19 protein-coding genes are annotated in these 19,208 nt (G+C 37.6%); 15 read left to right on the forward strand and 4 right to left on the reverse strand.

Annotation, left to right across the window (positions count from 1 at the left end; translation table 11 throughout):
- Positions 1 to 49: 49 nt before the first annotated feature.
- Complete coding sequence (gene fadD, locus SHYC_RS01110; RefSeq protein WP_039643743.1) at positions 50 to 1,555, reverse strand: long-chain-fatty-acid--CoA ligase FadD; 1,506 nt, start codon at positions 1,553 to 1,555, stop codon at positions 50 to 52.
- 75 nt (positions 1,556 to 1,630) lie between these two features.
- Positions 1,631 to 3,205 carry a fatty acid degradation protein FadX gene (gene fadX, locus SHYC_RS01115; RefSeq protein WP_039643745.1) on the reverse strand — a complete coding sequence of 525 codons (1,575 nt, stop codon included), beginning with the start codon at positions 3,203 to 3,205 and terminating at the stop codon, positions 1,631 to 1,633.
- Positions 3,206 to 3,407: 202 nt separating this feature from the next.
- On the opposite strand from fadX, the gene SHYC_RS01120 reads away from it, so the two are divergent.
- The 5 genes from SHYC_RS01120 (at position 3,408) to merA (ending at position 7,844) form a co-directional block, all read left to right on the forward strand.
- Positions 3,408 to 4,457, forward strand: coding sequence for an ABC transporter permease (locus tag SHYC_RS01120; RefSeq protein WP_039643747.1), 1,050 nt, complete (start codon positions 3,408 to 3,410; stop codon positions 4,455 to 4,457).
- Positions 4,458 to 4,468: 11 nt separating this feature from the next.
- A complete protein-coding gene (locus SHYC_RS01125) occupies positions 4,469 to 5,134 on the forward strand; it encodes an ABC transporter ATP-binding protein (protein ID WP_039643749.1) in 666 nt (221 codons plus the stop codon).
- A gap of 10 nt (positions 5,135 to 5,144) precedes the next feature.
- A complete protein-coding gene (locus tag SHYC_RS01130; RefSeq protein ID WP_039643751.1) occupies positions 5,145 to 5,603 on the forward strand; it encodes an AAA family ATPase in 459 nt (152 codons plus the stop codon).
- Between the two features lie 502 nt (positions 5,604 to 6,105).
- On the forward strand, positions 6,106 to 6,534 hold the full coding sequence (gene hypR, locus SHYC_RS01135; protein WP_039643753.1) for a redox-sensitive transcriptional regulator HypR: 429 nt from the start codon (positions 6,106 to 6,108) through the stop codon (positions 6,532 to 6,534).
- Entirely contained in the window at positions 6,531 to 7,844 is a 1,314-nt protein-coding gene (gene merA, locus SHYC_RS01140; RefSeq protein WP_039643754.1) for a hypothiocyanous acid reductase MerA, read from the forward strand. Before hypR ends, merA begins: the two co-directional genes overlap by 4 nt.
- A 69-nt stretch (positions 7,845 to 7,913) precedes the next feature.
- Here merA and SHYC_RS01145 read toward each other — a convergent pair whose 3' ends face one another.
- Positions 7,914 to 8,654 carry a sulfite exporter TauE/SafE family protein gene (locus SHYC_RS01145; protein ID WP_231912793.1) on the reverse strand — a complete coding sequence of 247 codons (741 nt, stop codon included), beginning with the start codon at positions 8,652 to 8,654 and terminating at the stop codon, positions 7,914 to 7,916.
- A 14-nt stretch (positions 8,655 to 8,668) separates the two neighbouring features.
- Positions 8,669 to 8,929 carry a persulfide-sensing transcriptional repressor CstR gene (gene cstR, locus SHYC_RS01150; RefSeq protein ID WP_039643759.1) on the reverse strand — a complete coding sequence of 87 codons (261 nt, stop codon included), beginning with the start codon at positions 8,927 to 8,929 and terminating at the stop codon, positions 8,669 to 8,671.
- A gap of 138 nt (positions 8,930 to 9,067) precedes the next feature.
- Here cstR and SHYC_RS01155 point away from each other — a divergent pair, with 138 nt between their 5' ends.
- The 10 genes from SHYC_RS01155 (at position 9,068) to SHYC_RS01200 (ending at position 19,188) form a co-directional block, all read left to right on the forward strand.
- On the forward strand, positions 9,068 to 10,147 hold the full coding sequence (locus SHYC_RS01155) for a DsrE/DsrF/DrsH-like family protein (RefSeq protein ID WP_039643761.1): 1,080 nt from the start codon (positions 9,068 to 9,070) through the stop codon (positions 10,145 to 10,147).
- Positions 10,148 to 10,159: 12 nt separating this feature from the next.
- Positions 10,160 to 11,503, forward strand: a complete 1,344-nt coding sequence (gene cstB, locus SHYC_RS01160; protein ID WP_039643763.1) for a persulfide dioxygenase-sulfurtransferase CstB — start codon at positions 10,160 to 10,162, stop codon at positions 11,501 to 11,503.
- A 140-nt stretch (positions 11,504 to 11,643) separates the two neighbouring features.
- Positions 11,644 to 12,615 (forward strand): LacI family DNA-binding transcriptional regulator, encoded by a 972-nt coding sequence (locus SHYC_RS01165; RefSeq protein WP_039643764.1) that lies wholly within the window; start codon positions 11,644 to 11,646, stop codon positions 12,613 to 12,615.
- A complete protein-coding gene (gene rbsK, locus SHYC_RS01170) occupies positions 12,612 to 13,493 on the forward strand; it encodes a ribokinase (protein ID WP_039643767.1) in 882 nt (293 codons plus the stop codon). Before SHYC_RS01165 ends, rbsK begins: the two co-directional genes overlap by 4 nt.
- Positions 13,486 to 13,875: a D-ribose pyranase gene (gene rbsD / locus SHYC_RS01175; protein WP_039643769.1), complete on the forward strand. Its 390-nt coding sequence runs from the start codon at positions 13,486 to 13,488 to the stop codon at positions 13,873 to 13,875. Before rbsK ends, rbsD begins: the two co-directional genes overlap by 8 nt.
- A 12-nt stretch (positions 13,876 to 13,887) precedes the next feature.
- A complete protein-coding gene (locus SHYC_RS01180; protein WP_039643771.1) occupies positions 13,888 to 15,384 on the forward strand; it encodes a sugar ABC transporter ATP-binding protein in 1,497 nt (498 codons plus the stop codon).
- Positions 15,365 to 16,303, forward strand: a complete 939-nt coding sequence (locus SHYC_RS01185; protein ID WP_039643773.1) for an ABC transporter permease subunit — start codon at positions 15,365 to 15,367, stop codon at positions 16,301 to 16,303. The genes SHYC_RS01180 and SHYC_RS01185 overlap by 20 nt, the downstream gene beginning before the upstream one ends.
- Positions 16,304 to 16,322: 19 nt before the next feature.
- Positions 16,323 to 17,240 carry a D-ribose ABC transporter substrate-binding protein gene (locus tag SHYC_RS01190; RefSeq protein WP_039643776.1) on the forward strand — a complete coding sequence of 306 codons (918 nt, stop codon included), beginning with the start codon at positions 16,323 to 16,325 and terminating at the stop codon, positions 17,238 to 17,240.
- A 661-nt stretch (positions 17,241 to 17,901) separates the two neighbouring features.
- On the forward strand, positions 17,902 to 18,366 hold the full coding sequence (locus tag SHYC_RS01195; protein ID WP_039643778.1) for a peptide-methionine (S)-S-oxide reductase: 465 nt from the start codon (positions 17,902 to 17,904) through the stop codon (positions 18,364 to 18,366).
- A 63-nt stretch (positions 18,367 to 18,429) separates the two neighbouring features.
- On the forward strand, positions 18,430 to 19,188 hold the full coding sequence (locus SHYC_RS01200; protein ID WP_039643779.1) for a hypothetical protein: 759 nt from the start codon (positions 18,430 to 18,432) through the stop codon (positions 19,186 to 19,188).
- Positions 19,189 to 19,208 lie beyond the last annotated feature (20 nt).

A 19,208-nucleotide genomic window follows, 5' to 3' on the forward strand; every position in this document is an offset into this window, starting at 1 on the left:
CCTCGGTTATTGTAACCGCTTACATTTAGTGTTAAAATTTTTTGCTTCGTTATTTTAATGCTTGAGCTTTTTGATTCATCATTTCACGAATTGCACGTTTATCGGGTTTTTGTGTCGAGTTCAACGGCATGTACGTGACTGGATGATACATGCGAGGCACTTTATAACCCGCAAGTTTGTCTCGCATAAATGTATCAAGCTTACGCTCATAATCTGGGTCATTCTCCCTTAAGATGACGGCAGCCGCAATAGATTCACCATATTTCGGATGATCATATCCAACCACTACACAGCGATCCACGAGCGGATGTTCAGCGAGTGCGGTTTCGACTTCAGAAGGTAATACGTTTTCACCACCTGTAATGATGAGTTCTTTTTTGCGATCGATGATAAAAATATCGCCGTCTTCATCTTTCTTGGCTAAATCACCAGTTAATAGGTAAGGACCATGAAAAATTTTGGCAGTTTCTTCAGGTTTTTTCCAATAACCAGGTGTCACATTTTTAGCTTTAATCGCAAGTTCTCCGATTTCTCCGACACCGACTTCATTTTTATCATCATCAAGAATGATACTTTCAACAAACATGACAGATTTTCCGATACTCATTGGTTTTCTTAGTGCATTTTCAGGTGTATTCACCATAACGAGTGGCGCCTCAGTTAAACCGTATCCATTAATGATATTGACACCATATTGTTTAAAGGCTGCTTGGATACTTGGCAAAGGTTGTGACCCACCTTGAATGACATATTTCATTTTTCTAAAGTTTTCAGGATTAAAGTTAGGTTGCTTAATGGTTGCATAATACATCGTTGGAATCATAATGATAAAACTCGGTTCATATTGTGCAATTAAGTCATTCAATGCTTCGCCATTAAAGTAGCGTTGTAAAACGAGTGTGCCACCAGCCATTAATGTGGGTAGTACTGTGTCATTGAAACCTAAAACATGAAACATTGGTGTAGAAATAATGGTTGTATAGTCGGAGTTGAATTTATACGTTAATTCAATATTGGTACCATTATTTACAAATGAGTCATACGAAAACATCACGCCTTTAGGTTCACCCGTCGTGCCACTTGTATATATCAAAGCCGCCAAATCATTTGCCTCTACTTTAGTCGCTTTAAATGGTTGATGGTGTTCTGGATTTACGATTCTTGCGTATTCAGGACTATCGATGTCCATATGCAAAAGTTTTTCATCAACATCGGTCAATGAACTTAAATGTTTTTCTGCATAAAATAATATTTTGAGTTCGGAATCTTTGACAACTGCTGCGATTTCTTTAGGATTGAGTCGCCAATTAATAGGTAAAAATACTGCGCCCATTTTAAAACAAGCAAATAATAAATCTAAAAGTGCAACATCATTGGGTGCAAATACACCGACGACATCACCTTTTTGAATGCCTTTGTCAGTGAGATAATGTGCCATATGATCTGCGCGAATATTCAGTTGCTGGTACGTCCACTGTGTCCCCTTTAATGGATCGATGACAGCTGGCTTTTCAATATCAAAATCAGAGCGCGTTTTAATCCAATCGAAATTCATCACGTATAACCCCCTTTAGTTGATGATTGGGAAGGGATGAGGGCTTACCACAATCATCGTAATAGAAATAACTTTCTACGTCGTGTGTGATTGGTTACAAAGTGTTTGAGACAAGTTCCCCCATACCTCCTGATAAATACTTGTATCAATAGTACTTAATGGCTCTGCGATATTTGGGGTAAAATCCATATGTTGTAAAATATCTCTCTGTAAATTTACTCCTGGTGCAATTTCAGTTAAAGTTAATCCTTCGTCTCGCAATTCAAATACTGCGCGATCTGTTACAACATGTACTTCTTGACCTAGTGTTCTTGCGTATTCGGCGTTAAAATCAATATGATCGACGTTAGAAACAAATTTGTGCATCGGTGATGTGTCATGCGCATGGAGCTGCCCATTTTCGATTTTTAGTTGACCGCCGGCAACAAAAGCGCCACAAAATACCAATCGTTTCACAGATTGACTAATATCAATAAAGCCACCGCATCCATTCATCCGGTTTCCAAAAAAGGACACATTCACGTTACCTTGCGCATCCACTTCTGCAAAACTCATATAGGCAACGGACACGCCACCGTTATAGATAAAATCCCATGTTTCATCATGACGCATACGTGCCTCGGTGTTGTAATTCATACCAAAATGATTGCGACTGCCAATAAATCCACCAAAAATACCCGTATCCATAATAGGCAAAATGGCATCTTCCACACCTTCCTCATGCAGGAGGTTAGTGAGCTCATTGTTAATGCCATAACCAATACTGACCGTATCCCCATGACGAAGCAGTTGTGCAGCACGACGTAAAATCAGTTTACGCGTCGAAAACGGTAAAGTGGGTTCTGGATAAGTACGCACACGACGTTCTCCAGAGAGTTCTGGTTGATAATACGTTTGAATTAACTGTTGATGATTGTGTGAATTTTCAGAAATATAAATGTAGTCAACGAGTGTTCCTGGAATAAATACATCGTTTGGGTTCTGTTGACAAATATCAACGATTGCTTTCACTTGAACAATGACCTTGCCACCATGTGCTTTCGCATTTAAAGCGACACCGTAACTTTCACCAAGATGTGCTTCGTGTGTCATATAAATATTGCCTTTAGCATCCGCATAGGTGCCTCTCAAAATCGCCACATCAACGGATGGGAAATTGTAATGTAGATACGTCTCATCAAGAAGCATGACGCGTGAAACGATATCTTTAGTCGTACGCGCGTTCGCTTTACCCCCTTGATAAAGTGGATCCACACCTGTGTGCAGTCCAATTTTTGTAAATACACCCGGTGTTATCGAATTGGATTGTCGGTAATGCGTCGCAATGACCCCTTGTGGTAAAAAGTAAGCCTCGATTGCATTTGATTTAATGGCGTTAACCGTCTTTTTGGAAGCAGTCATGATGCTCATCATGACGCATTTGATCATGCCACGTTCAACAAAATCATCAAGTTCCACCGTTAAACCACCACTGCTAATATCATTCGCTAATATGAAAGTAAGGTCTTTAGGTGACTGTGTATCATCATATTGACTTAAAAGAAGTTGTAACACTTCGGCAGGTAGGTTTGACACTGTTAATGCAGCTAGTCCAATGACATCGCCATCTTGTACTAGAGTTTTTACTTCGGATTTATCGATATGCTTCATGGCATCACTCCTTTAAATCAGTTTCACTGCATTTAATGTAAACCCTTACATGAAATATAACATATGTCACAAAATTGTAAAAATATCACGCATTTATAAATTGGGTAATTTTAAAATATAACATTAATAAAGCATATGCATAGTGTGCAACTTATGGCGCTTAATGGTATGCTTGTGAAGACACACGTGGAGGGGGAAAGGTATGTTTTTAGCTTGGAATGAAATCAAACGTAATAAACTGAAATTCAGTCTTATTGTTGGTGTACTGATTATGGTGAGTTATTTGTTGTTTTTATTGTCAGGTCTTGCGAACGGTTTAATGAATATGAACCGAGAAGGCATTGATAAATGGCATGCGGATGCCATCATAATGAACGACAATGCGAATCAAACGATTCAACAGTCAAAATTTAAAACATCAGACGTACCCAATGATTTTAAAGAGAAAGCAACGTTAAAACAAACCGCTGTCATCGCTTCGAATGGGCGAACGGAAGAAAATGCTTTGCTGTTTGGTGTAGGGCAACAATCATTTTTAATACCACGCATCATTGATGGTAAGCCGTTTCAAAAAGAGAATGAGGTGGTAATTGATGCGTCATTGAAAGAAAAAGGATTCAAAGTAGGCGATAAGGTTGATTTAGCTCAATCAGATGAAACGTTAAAGGTGGTAGGTATTAGCGAGAGTGCTAAATTTAATGCCTCACCCGTATTGTTTGCGAATGATGCGACTATAGCGAAAATTAATCCAATGTTAACCAAAGCGGTCACGAATGCCATTGTGGTGAAAGATCCAAATTGGCAAGACGTCAAATTAGACTCGAAGTTAGAAGCTATAAAAATAAGTTCATTTATTGAAAATTTACCGGGCTATCAAGCACAAAATATGACTTTAAACTTTATGATTGTTTTTTTATTCGCAATTTCAGCAACTGTAGTGGGCATTTTCCTATATGTCATGACCTTGCAAAAAACGCATCTATTTGGTGTTTTAAAAGCGCAAGGATTTACGAATGGCTATCTCGCTAAAATGGTCATTGCTCAAACCTTTATTTTAGCAAGTATAGGTGCACTAATCGGATTAGGTTTAACGATGCTTACAGGGGTATTTCTACCAACAGCAGTACCAGTGAAATTCGACGCCATCACGCTAGCCGTTTTTGCGATCGTGCTCATTGGCGTCTCATTATTGGGCAGTATTTTCTCGGTATTAAGCATTCGAAAAATTGATCCACTTAAGGCAATCGCATAGGAGGTGTGCATATGTTGGTATTTAAAAACGTTACAAAATCATTTAAAGATGGCAATCAAACGATAGAAGCGGTCAAATCGACGTCGCTTCAATTTCAAAAAGGGGAATTGATTGCGATTGTAGGCCCCTCAGGTTCTGGTAAAAGTACCTTTTTAACGATGGCAGGTGCGCTTCAAACGCCCACACAGGGTGAAATTTTTATTAATGATAAAAACATTACAAATATGAGCCAAAAACAGTTATCCAAAGTGCGTATGAATGAAGTGGGATTTGTGCTACAATCCACGAATTTAGTCCCATTTCTTACGGTTAAACAACAATTTCAATTACTTAAAAAATCCAAAAAAGATGTTTTACCGCCTAAAGACTACCAACAGCTCATGCATCAACTGGGCTTAACGGATCTCGAAAATAAATTACCGAGTGAAGTTTCAGGAGGGCAAAAACAACGGGTTGCTATCGCAAAAGCGTTGTACACAAATCCGGCCATTATATTAGCTGATGAACCAACGGCTGCACTTGATACTGAAAATGCGTTAGAAGTCATTCAAATCTTACAAAAACTCACGACAGAACGTGACAAAATATGTATCATTGTGACACATGATGAACGACTGACACACTATTGTGACCGTGTTTTTCATATGGAGGACGGTGTTTTAACAGAACAAAGATGAGGTGATGAAAATGGTACAACGTATTGTGATTATGGGATCTCCAGGAACAGGCAAATCGACACTTGCCTATCGCATTGCACAACATACAGGCTTACCACTCTATCATATGGATGCGTTATTTTGGGAAGGTAATCAAACGACGTCTGAAGAAGCACTTCGAACACGTTTAAATCACGTCATTTCTAAGGACACATGGATTATTGACGGAAACTACAAAGATACACTTGAAATGCGTATTCAACGGGCGGACTTGGTGATTTGGTTACGGGCGCCTAAATGGAAGTGTATCATGCGTGTGATATATCGTTTTGTGACTGACAAATTTCGAGAGAAAGGCCCAGGCGCAAATCCTGATATATTAGAACCAAGTTTTATTAAGCATATTTGGGACTTTCCTAACAAAAGCATCCCCGCAATGTATGACATCCATGAAAAATATAAAAATCATTGTCGCTGGATTATTGTGTAAAAGGAGAACCGACCTTACATCATATCCATTCTAAGTTATTCTTAACGTCGTATTATAGAGACCTCTTGCCCTAGTCTCTGGAATATAAAGATGTTAAGAAAGTAATGGGCTATGTTTTCAAGTCATCTATGAACGTTTGTGAACAGGTGGTCAATTAACGGAAGTTGTAGAACGATAACATAGCGTATCGGTAATCTATTCAGCACTGCCATCAATGTTGTATAAGTGAACATTTCTAATATCCAACGAGCAATATGGATTTTCCGTTTGGGCATGATGTCTTAGAAGTACGGGGTAGTGATGATACAAAACAATGTTTATCCATTTATTAATCAATAGAATGGCCGACAAAGTTCATGTACAAATGGATTTTGTCGGTTTTTTTAAGTTAAAAGGATGCTATGTTCAACTCGAATTTTTAGCATTATAAAGCGATTAAGTGGCGTAATGAATAGATATGTGTTTAAATGTAATTTAGATAGTTACATTAAGAGGTGATAAGATGAACCTTGAATTTAATATTGCCATTCATGTGATGTGTTTTTTAGTGAAACATAAGGGTGAACGATGGAGCAGTAAAGCGTTGGCGGAATCTGTCTGTATACACCCTGTACAAATTCGTCGTGTGACAACGCAATTAATTGAAGCGGGACTGATTGAAACGCATCGTGGGAAGCAAGGTGGCTATCAAGCCAATCAACACACAGCGAATGCGTCACTTACAACTTTGTATGACATGTTCGTCCCACAGCACATGACTGATCAACGTTTATTAACCGGAGCATCCGAAAATGCATGTCTTATTTCAAGAGAAATAGGAGGCATCATGACTACCTATTATGACGCGGAATTTGCACGGTCAAAAGCAGTTTATGAAGGACAAACAATACACACAATTTTAGAGAAAATATTAAAGGAGTCAACACTATGAAAACATATGATTTTGTCGTAATTGGATTTGGTAAAGCTGGGAAAACCTTTGCTAAAACGGCGGCAAGCAAAGGGAAAAAAGTCGCAGTGATTGAACAATCCCCTAAAATGTACGGTGGTACATGTATCAATATTGGCTGTATCCCATCTAAAACCTTAATCCAAGCGAGTAAAACGTTGCCATTTACAGAAGCGATGACACGTAAAGCGGAAGTGGTACAAGCGTTAAATCAAAAAAATTATCTTAATCTTGCAGATGATCCTCATATCGAGGTGTATGATGGAAAAGCAACATTTCAATCAGAACATGAGGTACGTATTGAAAGTACAAATGCGGAAACAACTATTCGTGGCGAAGTGATGATTATTAATACCGGTGCAACACCTGTGATACCAGAAATTGACGGCATCAAGACGTCTCGATTTGTTTACGATTCTACGGGAGTTATGGCACTTCCTTCCCAACCGCAACGCTTATTAATCATTGGTGGCGGTTATATTGCCTTAGAATTTGCTTCCCTTTTCGCAAGTTTTGGTACAGAAGTGACTGTACTTGAGCGTCATACACATGTGCTCAGCAATGAAGATGACGCTATCGCTAAAGAAGTGATTCAAGATTTAGAGAACAAAGGTGTGCGTATTGAGACAAGTGTAGAGGTTGAAAAAATAAGTGACACTGCACAAGAAGCGGTCATTGAGACTTCTAATGGCGCATTTCACGCAGATGCGATATTAGTTGCAACAGGTCGAACACCGAATACAGATATTGGCTTAGAAAACGTAGGCATCGCACTTGGTGATAAAGGTGAAATTAAAGTGAATGCCCACCTTCAAACAACTGTGCCTCATATTTATGCAGTGGGGGATGTCAAAGGAGGACCACAGTTCACATATGTTTCTTTAGATGATTTTCGCATTATACATGATCATATATTTGGGACAAGACAACGTACAACTAAGAACCGTGGTGAGATACCTTATACGGTATTCATCGATCCGCCGTTATCCCGTATAGGTTTAACAGCCGCAGAGGCGCAAAAAGAAGGGTTCAATATTAAAGAAGGTCAACTTCCGGTAAAACAAATACCACGTCATAAAATTAATGCTGACCCACGAGGGTTATTTAAAGTGGTTATTGATGCCAATACGAACCTCATATTAGGAGCATCGCTGTACGGTGCACAGTCTGAGGAATTGATTAATCTCATTCATTTAGCGATGAAACAAGGTACTACCTATGATGTGATGCGTGATATGATGTACACGCATCCGACCATGGCAGAATCTCTTAATGACTTATTTAAAATTTAAAGATAGATAGACATCATACGCGAATAAAATAAGAAAACCTACCACAAGAGCGTGGTAGGCTTTTTCAGTTTAAAAAATGAGTTGAGTGATGGCGATAACAATCAATAGACTAATAATGCCTTTTTGAACGGTACTTGGAATATGGCGTCCGACTTTTAATCCAATGGGTGCAAAAATAATGCTTCCTAATATAATGGCACATGCCAAGTCAAGGGGAATATAGCCTTGAACGGCTTTTGTCACAAATGCACCTACGGATGAGATGAACGCAATGGCAATACTATTTGCGACAACAGTATTCATCGGTAATTTAAATATTGCAAGGAGTATCGGTGTTATGATAAAAGCACCACCTGCACCAACAATCCCTGATACGGCTCCAATGATAACCCCAATCATGATTAACCATAGGCGATTAAAGTGCGGTGTCTCATCACGCGGTGTCACTTTAAAAAATAATAAAACAAGTGCAAGAATTGCGATAAAAATATAAACTGTTGTCACAAAAGAAGCGTTAAGCCAATCTGCAATAACTGCCCCAGTAATACTACCTACAAACATCCCTCCCCCCATATAGAGGACGAGTTGAGGTAAAAATTCCTTCTTTTTGCGCGCGGAAAATGTACCGCTTAATGTGCTAAAAAATACTTGTGCGGACGTTAATCCAGAAGCGATATAAGCTGTCATTACTGGATAGCCTAAGAGAGGTGGAATGAGTAATAACGCAGGATAAATAATAATGGCACCACCAATCCCTACTAAGCCAGAAATAAAGCCACCAAAGATACCAATCACAAATAGTAATAACATTTCAGACCACATCGTTATTTTACCTTCACTAATAATTCTACAGCTTCATTAATCAGTTGTTGTGCATCTTCATCATTGTTTTCAGCTTGTTTGACGCAGTCTATTAAATTTTCACTAATGATAATACTAATTAAACGTTGAATAGATGCTTTCGATGCGCTCAATTGTGTGATGATATCTTTACACTCTTTATCTTCTTCCATCATTTTAATGACACCATTTAATTGCCCTTGAACACGCTTTATGCGATTCACTAATTTTTTATCATATTCCATAGTTTAATCCTCCATAAAATTTGAAAGTAATCCTAGCATAAAAGGAAAGAAATGATTTGTCAAATACCCCATACGGTATTTGACAAGGTGAAGTCGGTTTGGTAACATACCCCTATAGGTATTTCGAGGAGGAAAATAATGACAAAATTTAAAACACAGCATATTACAAATTTTTATCAAAGTGAATTAGAAAAATTAGGTCAACAACAGCAATTGATAGATGTAAGAACGAGTGAAGAATATGAAATCGGTCATATTAATGGGGCGATTTTACATCCCGTACAACAAATAGAAACATTCGATTTCCCTAAAGATCGCACGTACTACATTCATTGTAGAAGTGGAGCTAGAAGTCAAAAAGCAGCAGAGTTTTTATCCGAAAAAGGGTACAATGTTGTAAATTTAGATGGTGGATTTGATGCGATAAAAGAACAACTTTCAAATATTGAGACGCCAAACACACATAAAAATATATCTCATAGTCATGAATTAAAAGCAAATCGTATAAAGCGCGATTTTAGTGGTTTACAATGTCCAGGACCCATTGTCGAAATCAATAAAGAAATGACGAAAATGTCAGAAGGCGAACAACTTGAAGTTTCTGTCACTGATTTTGGATTTAAACAAGATATTCAAGCTTGGGTAAAACAAAGAGGATACCATCTTGTTATGTTAGAAGAAAATGTGGATCATATTCGTGCAGTGATTGAAAAAACTAAAGACAAAACTATGGACGTGACACACGAAGGCAATGGCACGACGATTGTCTTGTTTAGCGGTGAATTAGACAAGGCTATAGCGGCACTTATTATCGCGAATGGCGCGAAAGCAGCAGGTCGAGACGTCAGTATTTTCTTTACATTTTGGGGACTGAATGCACTGAAAAAAATTAATCAATCACCTGTGAAGAAAAAAGGTATTGCAAAAATGTTCGATATGATGTTGCCAAGTCAACCGGAATATATGCCAATTTCTAAAATGAATATGTTTGGATTAGGTAATGTGATGATGCGTTATGTTATGAAAAAGAAAAATGTTGAAACCTTACCTACATTAATCGAAAAAGCTATTGAGCAAGATGTGAAATTAATCGCGTGTACGATGAGTATGGACGTGATGGGCATTTCGAAAGAAGAATTGAGAGAAGAAGTTACTTTTGGTGGTGTGGGCGCGTATATTGGTGACACAGAACAGGCACGACATAATCTATTTATTTAGGAGGATATTGATATGTTTTTTAAACAGTTTTACAATGACCATTTATCACAAGCATCTTATTTAATTGGCTGTCAACGTACGGGTGAAGCCATGATAATTGATCCGATACGTGATTTGACACAATATGTTGCACTCGCAGAACAAGAAGGTTTCAAAATTACGAAAGCAGCAGAAACACACATTCATGCGGATTATGCTTCTGGTATTCGTGAAGTAGCCAATCGATTAGACGCGGTCATTTATGTGTCCAAAGAAGGTGAAGAAAGTCTTGGTTATCGGAATATGCCGGAACAAACTGTATTTGTAGGTCATCAGGATACAATTCGTGTAGGTAATATTGAATTAAAAGTATTGCATACACCTGGACATACCCCAGAGAGTATCAGTTTCTTGTTAACAGATTTTGGTGGAGGCGCAACCGTACCGATGGGGCTCTTCAGTGGTGATTTTCTTTTCGTTGGTGATATTGGACGTCCAGACTTACTTGAAAAAGCGGTACAAGTGGCAGGATCTACTGAAAAAGGTGCGAAACAAATGTTTGAATCAGTTCAAATGATTAAAGCTTATCCTGATTATATTCAAATTTGGCCGGGGCACGGTGCGGGTAGCCCATGTGGTAAAGCGTTAGGTGCTATTCCGATGTCAACTTTAGGTTATGAAAAAATCAACAATTGGGCGTTTCAAATTGAAGATGAAACGAATTTTATTGAAACATTAACGACAGATCAACCGGCGCCACCGAAACACTTTGCTGAAATGAAGCGTATCAATCAATGGGGCACACAAGCATTTCAACCTTATCGCGTATACCTTGAAAATGATAAGACCACACCAGCATTCGATTTACGTTCGAAAGAAGCATACCATGGTGGACATACGTTAGGGTCTATCAATGTGCCGTATAATAAAAACTTTATTAACCAAATCGGTTGGTACTTGAATTATGACCAAGATATTCAGCTGATTGGAGACTATGAAACCATTAAACAAGCCATTCAAACATTACAGCTTATTGGATTTGATCGCGTTAAAAGTTATAAAGCGCCTACATTTGAAATGGTGACTACATCAATTCATAGTGGTGACATGTCTGGTGAGGAAACCAATGTCATTGATGTAAGGAATGACAAAGAATGGGCAGCCGGACATTTAAACCGAGCGTTGCATATTCCGCACGGTCAATTGTTAGAAACCGCAATAGATTTAGACAAATCAGCACCACTTTATGTACATTGTCAATCTGGTGTCAGAAGTTCCATCGCAGTTGGAATTTTAGAACAAAAAGGCTTTCACCACATTATAAACGTTCGTGAAGGGTATCAAGCCATGCCTGAAACAATCAAAAATAACGTATAAAGATGAAATATACTTATTATTTAAGGTCAAGACTATCGTTTTGGCCTTTTTTGGTGTGAATTAAAAATATTAATTTGATAAATTGATAAAAGCATGCTAACGTATATGTAAACGTTTACACATTAGTTGGGAGTGTGAAGATGACGACGATTAAAGAAGTAGCAAAATATGCAAATGTCTCTGTGGCGACAGTATCTCGCGCGATAAATGGGACTGGATATGTAAAGAAAGAAACACGTGACAAAATTGATGCGGCCATTAAAAAATTGAATTATCAACCCAATGAAGTGGCGCGATCGTTAAATATGCAAACGTCGAAAATGCTCGGTTTATTGTTGCCAGATATGAGTAACCCATTTTTCACGGTCGTTGCTAGAGGCGTGGAAGATAAAGCGATGGCGCGAGGTTATCATATTATGATTGGTAACGGTGCGATGGATGAGACGAAAGAACTGAATTATTTGTCAATGTTTAAAGTTAATCAATGTAGTGGCATTATCGCATCACAACTTTCAACATCAAAAGCCTTTCAAACGCTAAAGTCTTTTAAAACACCGTATGTGTTAATTGATCGTGTTTCAGAGGGCGATGCGTGTATCGAGGCAGACCATACGAAAGGTGGAGCGTTACAAGCAGAAGCGATATTAAATGGGCGTGCGGCGCATGTTTTATTATTGCATCAAGATTTATCATTTACATCGTTTCGTGCCCGTTTTACAGCAGCACAAGACGTATTACAACAGAAAAATGTGCATGTTGTAACGGAAGATGAAGCAGAATTAGATGTGGAAAAGTTTGAAAGTTATATCAATGATAGTCACATCGATAGTGTCATTTGTAGTAATGATGTCATGGCGTTAAAAGTCATGAAATGGGTGCACAATCTCGGTAAAGTAGTGCCTGATGATGTGCAAGTTATTGGTTATGATGACATCCCTTTTGCTGAGATGTTTTTGCCAAATTTAACGACTGTCCGTCAACCTGCTTATGAACTTGGGCAACAAGCAGCAGAACAATTAATTAATACTTTAGAAGGTTATGCATCACAAACTCCTGCCAAGTTAAATGTAGCATTAATTCATAGACAATCAACGAGGAGGTCAAAGAAATGAAAAAAATTTATGTTATAGGAAGTGTATCCATAGATTTGGTTGTGTCAACAAAGGTAGTACCTAAAAAAGGTGAAACGGTACTCGGTGAATCATTTTTTACAACACCGGGGGGCAAAGGTGCTAATCAAGCTGTTGCGGCAGCACGACTTGGTGATGATGTCCATATGATTGGTCGTGTCGGCGACGATGATTTTGGGCAAGAGATTATTGAAAATTTCAAGCGTAACCAAGTGGATGTGACGCACTTGAATGTCGTACCGCATATGACTACAGGAACCGCACATATTACGTTAGCAGACAACGATAATAGTATTATAGTGGTTCCTTCCGCTAACAACGAAGTGACGTTTGCGAATATCAAAGACCAATTAGCACAACTTGAGAAAGGTGATATTGTATTACTTCAACAAGAAATTCCAGCTGACACGGTAGCAAGTGTGCTTGCGTATTGTAAACAACATGGAGTGGTTTCTATATTAAATCCTGCGCCATATCGTGACATTGATGAGGCGGTCATTGAAAATGCAGATTATCTTACGCCTAATGAAACAGAAAGTGATGCATTATTTAAAGAAGATCTTGATGATGCATTAGAACGCTATCCAAATAAACTCATCGTCACAATTGGTGATAAAGGCGCGCGTTATTTTAATGGTGAAAAACATGTCACAGTGCAAAGTTTTAAACGTGATGTTAAAGATACTACTGGGGCAGGAGACACGTTTAACGGTGCGCTCGCGGTAGGATTACAAAAAGGATTTGCTTTAGATAAAGCCATTGAACTTGCGAATCTCGCAGCGAGTTTTTCAGTGACTGGCATGGGCGCGCAAGGTGGTATGCCGACATGGCAAGAGATAGAAGGTGAATTCGATGTATAAAACTGGAACTTTAAACAGTAACATTTCAACAGTGTTAAGCCAATTAGGGCATACAGATCAAATTTTGATTGCAGATTGTGGTTTGCCGATTCCTGATGGTGTTAAGCGCATTGACCTTGCACTGACATTTGGACACCCTTCGTTTTGGGACGTCTATACAGAAGTGTGCAAACATATGGCTATTGAAGGAGCAATCGTGGCGGAAGAAATGAAGACGCATAATAGTGTTTTATTTAAAAATTTGAGAAATGACTTTTCAAATATGAAAACTGTGTCCCACGATGAATTGAAAATACAATCTCAGCATGTAAAAGCAATTATTCGAACAGGAGAAGCTACACCTTACGCCAATATTATTTTGCAAAGTGCGGTTTTATTTTAGGAGGAATGCGACATGATTACAATGCGTCAAATCCATAAAGCATTTGGAGAAAATAAAGTTTTACAAGGTGTCGATTTCACATTGAAAACAGGAACCGTTCATGCCTTAATGGGAGAAAATGGTGCAGGAAAATCGACATTGATGAAAATATTAGTAGGTATGCATCAAAAAGACCAAGGTGATATTTACTTTGATGATCAACCTAAAGTTTTTAAAAATCCAAAAGAAGCGGAACAAGAAGGTGTGACCTTTATCCATCAAGAATTAAACATATGGCCGGAATTAACGGTTTTAGAAAATATGTTTATAGGAAAGGAAATTAAAAATAAGTGGGGCGTGTTAAAAACTAATGAAATGGTACGTCAAGCTACTGCAATTTTTGAACAATTGCACTTTAATATACCTTTACATAAAGTAGCTAAACATTGTTCTATCGGTGAACAACAAATGATTGAAATTGCGAAAGCATTAATGACAGATGCAAAAGTGATTGTGATGGACGAGCCGACAGCGACGCTCACCGATAAAGAAATTTCTGAACTGTTTAAAATGATTCGCCATTTAAAAGCGAAAGGTGTGGCATTTGTATACATTTCGCACCGTATGGCTGAAATATTTGAAATTGCGGATGATATTACGGTAATGCGAGACGGGAAAAACGTATTTTTTAAACCTGTTGAAGAAACCGCTTACAACGATATTGTGAAAGCGATGGTAGGTAGAGAATTAGATGAACAATATCCAAAGCGTCAGTATCAACCTGAAGACATCATTTTAAAAGTGGCACATCTTTCTAACGAAAAGCATCAGATTAAAGATATTTCATTCCATTTGCGGAAAGGTGAAATTTTAGGTGTGAGTGGCTTAATGGGTGCAGGACGCACAGAAATGATGCGCAGTCTTTTTGGTGTTGATAAAGGAGAACGCAAAGTTGAAATTGAAGGTAAAAACGTTGACATTCGTTCACCTGAAGATGCGATGAAACATGGTCTTGCACTGATTACCGAAAACCGAAAAGATGAAGGGCTTATTTTAGATTTTTCAATACGTGACAATATGGTATTACCTTCTTTAAAAAGCTTTTCAAAATACGGCTTTGTAAAAGATAAAGATGCGAATCAATTTGTTGATTCTATGCGCAAGCGCTTAAATATTAAAACCTCACATCAACGGCCAGCATCGACGTTATCAGGAGGCAATCAACAAAAAGTGGTGTTAGCAAAATGGATAGGTACAGCGCCACGTATCATTATTTTTGACGAACCGACACGAGGTATTGATGTCGGCGCCAAACGAGACATTTATCAACTTATGAACGAACTGACTGAACGTGGTGTCTCCATTATTATGATTTCATCAGAATTGCCTGAAATTATAGGCATGAGTGACCGTGTTATGGTTGTTCATGAAGGACATATTCAAGGGGACTTAGTCGGTGAACGCATTACAGAAGAAAATATTATGACACTTGCGACAGGAGGACGTTTAGATGAAACAGTTAACCGCTAAAACGACATTACTTGAAAAATTAATTCCTTTTTTAGGACTTATTTTACTCATAACCATGATTAGTATACTTAATCCGGCATTTTTAGATTTATCCAATTTATTAAACTTACTGAGACAAATATCCATTAATGGGTTAATTGCTTTTGGAATGACGTTTGTTATTTTAACAGGCGGCATCGATTTATCTGTTGGGTCAATTTTAGCGCTGTCTTCAGCCTTTATTGCGTTGTTGATTACAAGTGGTGTGGATCCGATTTTGGCAATAATTATTGGTGTTGTGATTGGATTTATTTTAGGCGTAGTGAACGGTATTTTTGTGACAAAAGGCAATATGGCACCTTTTATCGCAACTTTAGCAACGATGACGATTTTCAGAGGTCTGACGCTAGTTGTAACAGATGGGAATCCTATTACTAATCTAGGAGATAATTATCTATTTCAATTGTTTGGAAAAGGCTATTTCTTCGGAATACCAGTGCCTGCTGTTACGATGACACTCGTATTCATCATACTTTTTGTTATTTTACATAAAACAACGTTTGGACGTCATACGTATGCGATTGGTGGCAATGAAATCGCTTCTAAAATTTCAGGTATTAAAGTCGATCGTGTGAAAATATTCATTTATGGTATTTCGGGGTTAATGGCTGCACTAGCGGGTGCGATTTTAACTTCACGTTTGAATTCAGCTCAACCAACTGCAGGTACTGCATACGAATTAGATGCGATTGCAGCAGTAGTGTTAGGGGGGACGTCTTTAACAGGTGGAAAAGGACGTATAGTTGGAACGCTGATAGGTGTACTTATCATAGGCGTTTTAAATAATGGTTTGAATTTACTAGGTGTCTCTTCCTTCTATCAACAAGTTGTTAAAGGTGTCGTAATTTTAATCGCGGTATTAATCGATCGTAAAAAATAACAGAAAGTGGGCGTCAGAAATGAAAAAAGTAGTCATATTTATCGTAGCTTGTATGATAGTATTGGCAGGATGTTCATTAGAATCTCCGGTAAAAAAAGATAATAGTGGCAAAACGTCGAAGAAAAAATCCGAAATTACAATTGGTGTGAGTATTTCAACATTAAACAATCCATTCTTTGTGACGATAAAAGACAATATTGAAAAAGAAGCCAAACAACAAGGAATGAACGTAAAAGTAGTAGATGCACGTGATGACTCTGCTAAACAAACGAACGATATCGAAGACCTTGTGCAACAACAGGTGGATTACTTAATCGTCAATCCTACAGATTCAAGTGCCATTTCAAGTGCAGTGGAATCTGCTAATCATGAAGGCATACCAGTTATTACATTAGACCGTTCCGTAGATAAGGGCGATGTCGCGTCATTTATTGCCTCTGATAATGTCGAAGGAGGTAAAATGGGCGGTCAATACATCGTGGATAAAGTAGGTAAACATGCTAAAGTGGCAGAATTAGAAGGTGTACCTGGTGCCAGTGCGACACGTGAACGTGGTAAAGGATTCCATGACATAGCTGATAAAGAATTAAATATCGTGTCGAAACAAAGTGCCAAATTTGATCGAGCGGAAGGTTTGAACGTCACTCAAAATATGATTCAAGCGCATCCGGACATTCAAGCAATCTTCGCACATAATGATGAAATGGCCTTGGGAGCGATCGAAGCCATTGGTGATAAAGATATTGTTGTCGTGGGCTTTGATGGAAATGAAGATGCGATGAAAGCGATTCAAAATCATAAATTAGAAGCGACAGTCGCACAACAGCCTCATCTTATGGGTAAAGAAGCAGTCCAAACGATTTTAAAATTAATGGACGGTAAAAAAGTAGATAAAGAAATTAAAATACCTTTAAAATTAAAAACACAAACTAAATAATGCGGTATGGCCGTGAGATACATATTTTTATCAATGTATCTCACGAGCGCCCACAACAAATCCCTGACGTGACCAGACGTCAGGGATATTATTGAGGGTTTTAAAATAGGTTGAACGTATCGGCTGTTACACCGTATGTAACATACCGCATTTTTAGGAGAACCATATGTGTGTATCGCTTTTGTCGCAATAACCACCCTATTAGGTTGACCTTATACGGGTGAGGTGGATGTTAATGTAGGGGACCCAACCTACCTCTAAGGTCTTCAGATTTGGACGACGAGCGTGTGTGAGTTATTTCTGAATTACGATGCATTTTTGGAGGATGTAATGCCAGAAAAAACACAGCTCATACTTTTGAAGGGAAATGTGTTCAAAATGTAAGGGTATCATCTTGAACACTTTTAAGATAACATAATTTTTCTGGCATGTAAAATAAAAAGTTAGGTTAACCTAAAAATAATCTTGAAACAGTTGTTTTATATGAGTTTGTGACGGTGGTTCGAGAGAAATTTGAACGTTTTGTGAAGAAGGAATTAAAGGTTAAAACGTTGGGTATTTGAAATAATTCATATATGGATAAAATAATTTTGTTTTGAGAAATGTAGAGGTGTTGGATTGTTATGTATAATAAAATTAACACATGTTAAAGGAGATGCATATGGAAACCATTTATCTTGCTGGGGGATGTTTGTGGGGCGTACAAGCATTTGTGAAAACATTACCTGGCGTCATTAATACTGAAGCAGGACGCGCAAATGGTGCTACGGAGTCATTAGAAGGACCTTATGATGGATATGTCGAGTGTGTGAAAACCGAATTTGATCCGAATCGTACTTCAGTTGAAGCGCTTATGGGAGCGTTATTTGATGTGATTGATCCGTATGCAGTCAACCGGCAAGGAGATGACGTAGGCCCGAAATATCGTACAGGAGTTTATAGCATGTGTGAAACACATCTTCAAAAGGCACGTCAGTTCATTGCGCAACGGGCGGATGCCCCTAAAATTCAAGTAGAAGTATGTGCACTTACGCGCTATGTACCAAGCGCACCTGAACATCAAGATCGTTTAGATCACTTTCCAAATGATTACTGTCACATTCCTAAACATTTATTTATTAACTAATTTTAAATGAAATGAGGTGAGCTGCTGATTAATCCAAGTGAGTTATTTAATATTTTTACTTCAATGGTTAAAGGTTTGTTTTTTCCGATAATTGTGGCTATTATTCTTAAACATCTAAATAAATCACATAGTTTATACAAATCAGAAAGGTTAATTGAATATTATTTTAGCAATGTATTGAATTTGGTTTTGAATATATTTCCTATATTAATAGCGGTGAATGTTTTTATAAATGTGATTAAAGACAAAGAATCTCTAATTATAGGGGCATTAGGCATAATAATTGTAATGATTATTGTGAATTTATTTCTTAATACATTATTAATAAAAGGTATGATTAATAGATTAGTATTATTTAAACATAGTGGTGAGGATGAGTTTAGTGTTTTATTAAAGGGTGAACATAATTTAATCAAAAATGCTGTAGTATATGGTAATTCTAATTATTATAGTAGAAATGTAAATGATTGGAGTATTTTAAAACCACGTTATACAAATGATAAGCATATGGTAGTTACTAAATTAGTTAAATCAGAGTTAATTGACGGACAAATTAAATATATTGAAAGATACAATCCTTTAGGGTTAATGAAAATAAAAAATTGTATAGGGTACTTTATCTTGGATGTAGTTTTATATGTTGTTTTCTTATTTTTTTTATTTTACTTGCATCATCAAACCTATATTATTCACATAACTGTATATTTGATAAGTACCTTACTAGCAAGTTATATAATAAAAGTAGTATTATTCGCGCGTTTAACAAAATACAATAATTACATTAAAAATGTGTTGATAAAAAAACTAAACGAACTTAATTGATGTTTAAAATGGGGTGATGC

The sequence above is a fragment of the Staphylococcus hyicus genome (genome assembly GCF_000816085.1).
Classification (GTDB): domain Bacteria; phylum Bacillota; class Bacilli; order Staphylococcales; family Staphylococcaceae; genus Staphylococcus; species Staphylococcus hyicus.

What these genes read in the sequence shown, in the direction of transcription:
- SHYC_RS01200 (WP_039643779.1), top strand. Translation starts at nt 18,430, where the DNA reads ATGGTTAAAGGTTTGTTTTTTCCGATAATTGTGGCTATTATTCTTAAA.
- SHYC_RS01190 (WP_039643776.1), top strand. Translation starts at nt 16,323, where the DNA reads ATGAAAAAAGTAGTCATATTTATCGTAGCTTGTATGATAGTATTGGCA.
- SHYC_RS01145 (WP_231912793.1), bottom strand. Translation starts at nt 8,654, where the DNA reads ATGTTATTACTATTTGTGATTGGTATCTTTGGTGGCTTTATTTCTGGC.
- fadD (WP_039643743.1), bottom strand. Translation starts at nt 1,555, where the DNA reads ATGAATTTCGATTGGATTAAAACGCGCTCTGATTTTGATATTGAAAAG.
- rbsK (WP_039643767.1), top strand. Translation starts at nt 12,612, where the DNA reads ATGAAAAAAATTTATGTTATAGGAAGTGTATCCATAGATTTGGTTGTG.
- SHYC_RS01155 (WP_039643761.1), top strand. Translation starts at nt 9,068, where the DNA reads ATGACAAAATTTAAAACACAGCATATTACAAATTTTTATCAAAGTGAA.
- SHYC_RS01180 (WP_039643771.1), top strand. Translation starts at nt 13,888, where the DNA reads ATGATTACAATGCGTCAAATCCATAAAGCATTTGGAGAAAATAAAGTT.
- cstR (WP_039643759.1), bottom strand. Translation starts at nt 8,929, where the DNA reads ATGGAATATGATAAAAAATTAGTGAATCGCATAAAGCGTGTTCAAGGG.
- hypR (WP_039643753.1), top strand. Translation starts at nt 6,106, where the DNA reads ATGAACCTTGAATTTAATATTGCCATTCATGTGATGTGTTTTTTAGTG.
- rbsD (WP_039643769.1), top strand. Translation starts at nt 13,486, where the DNA reads ATGTATAAAACTGGAACTTTAAACAGTAACATTTCAACAGTGTTAAGC.
- SHYC_RS01165 (WP_039643764.1), top strand. Translation starts at nt 11,644, where the DNA reads ATGACGACGATTAAAGAAGTAGCAAAATATGCAAATGTCTCTGTGGCG.
- fadX (WP_039643745.1), bottom strand. Translation starts at nt 3,205, where the DNA reads ATGAAGCATATCGATAAATCCGAAGTAAAAACTCTAGTACAAGATGGC.
- SHYC_RS01195 (WP_039643778.1), top strand. Translation starts at nt 17,902, where the DNA reads ATGGAAACCATTTATCTTGCTGGGGGATGTTTGTGGGGCGTACAAGCA.
- SHYC_RS01125 (WP_039643749.1), top strand. Translation starts at nt 4,469, where the DNA reads ATGTTGGTATTTAAAAACGTTACAAAATCATTTAAAGATGGCAATCAA.
- merA (WP_039643754.1), top strand. Translation starts at nt 6,531, where the DNA reads ATGAAAACATATGATTTTGTCGTAATTGGATTTGGTAAAGCTGGGAAA.
- cstB (WP_039643763.1), top strand. Translation starts at nt 10,160, where the DNA reads ATGTTTTTTAAACAGTTTTACAATGACCATTTATCACAAGCATCTTAT.
- SHYC_RS01120 (WP_039643747.1), top strand. Translation starts at nt 3,408, where the DNA reads ATGTTTTTAGCTTGGAATGAAATCAAACGTAATAAACTGAAATTCAGT.
- SHYC_RS01185 (WP_039643773.1), top strand. Translation starts at nt 15,365, where the DNA reads ATGAAACAGTTAACCGCTAAAACGACATTACTTGAAAAATTAATTCCT.
- SHYC_RS01130 (WP_039643751.1), top strand. Translation starts at nt 5,145, where the DNA reads ATGGTACAACGTATTGTGATTATGGGATCTCCAGGAACAGGCAAATCG.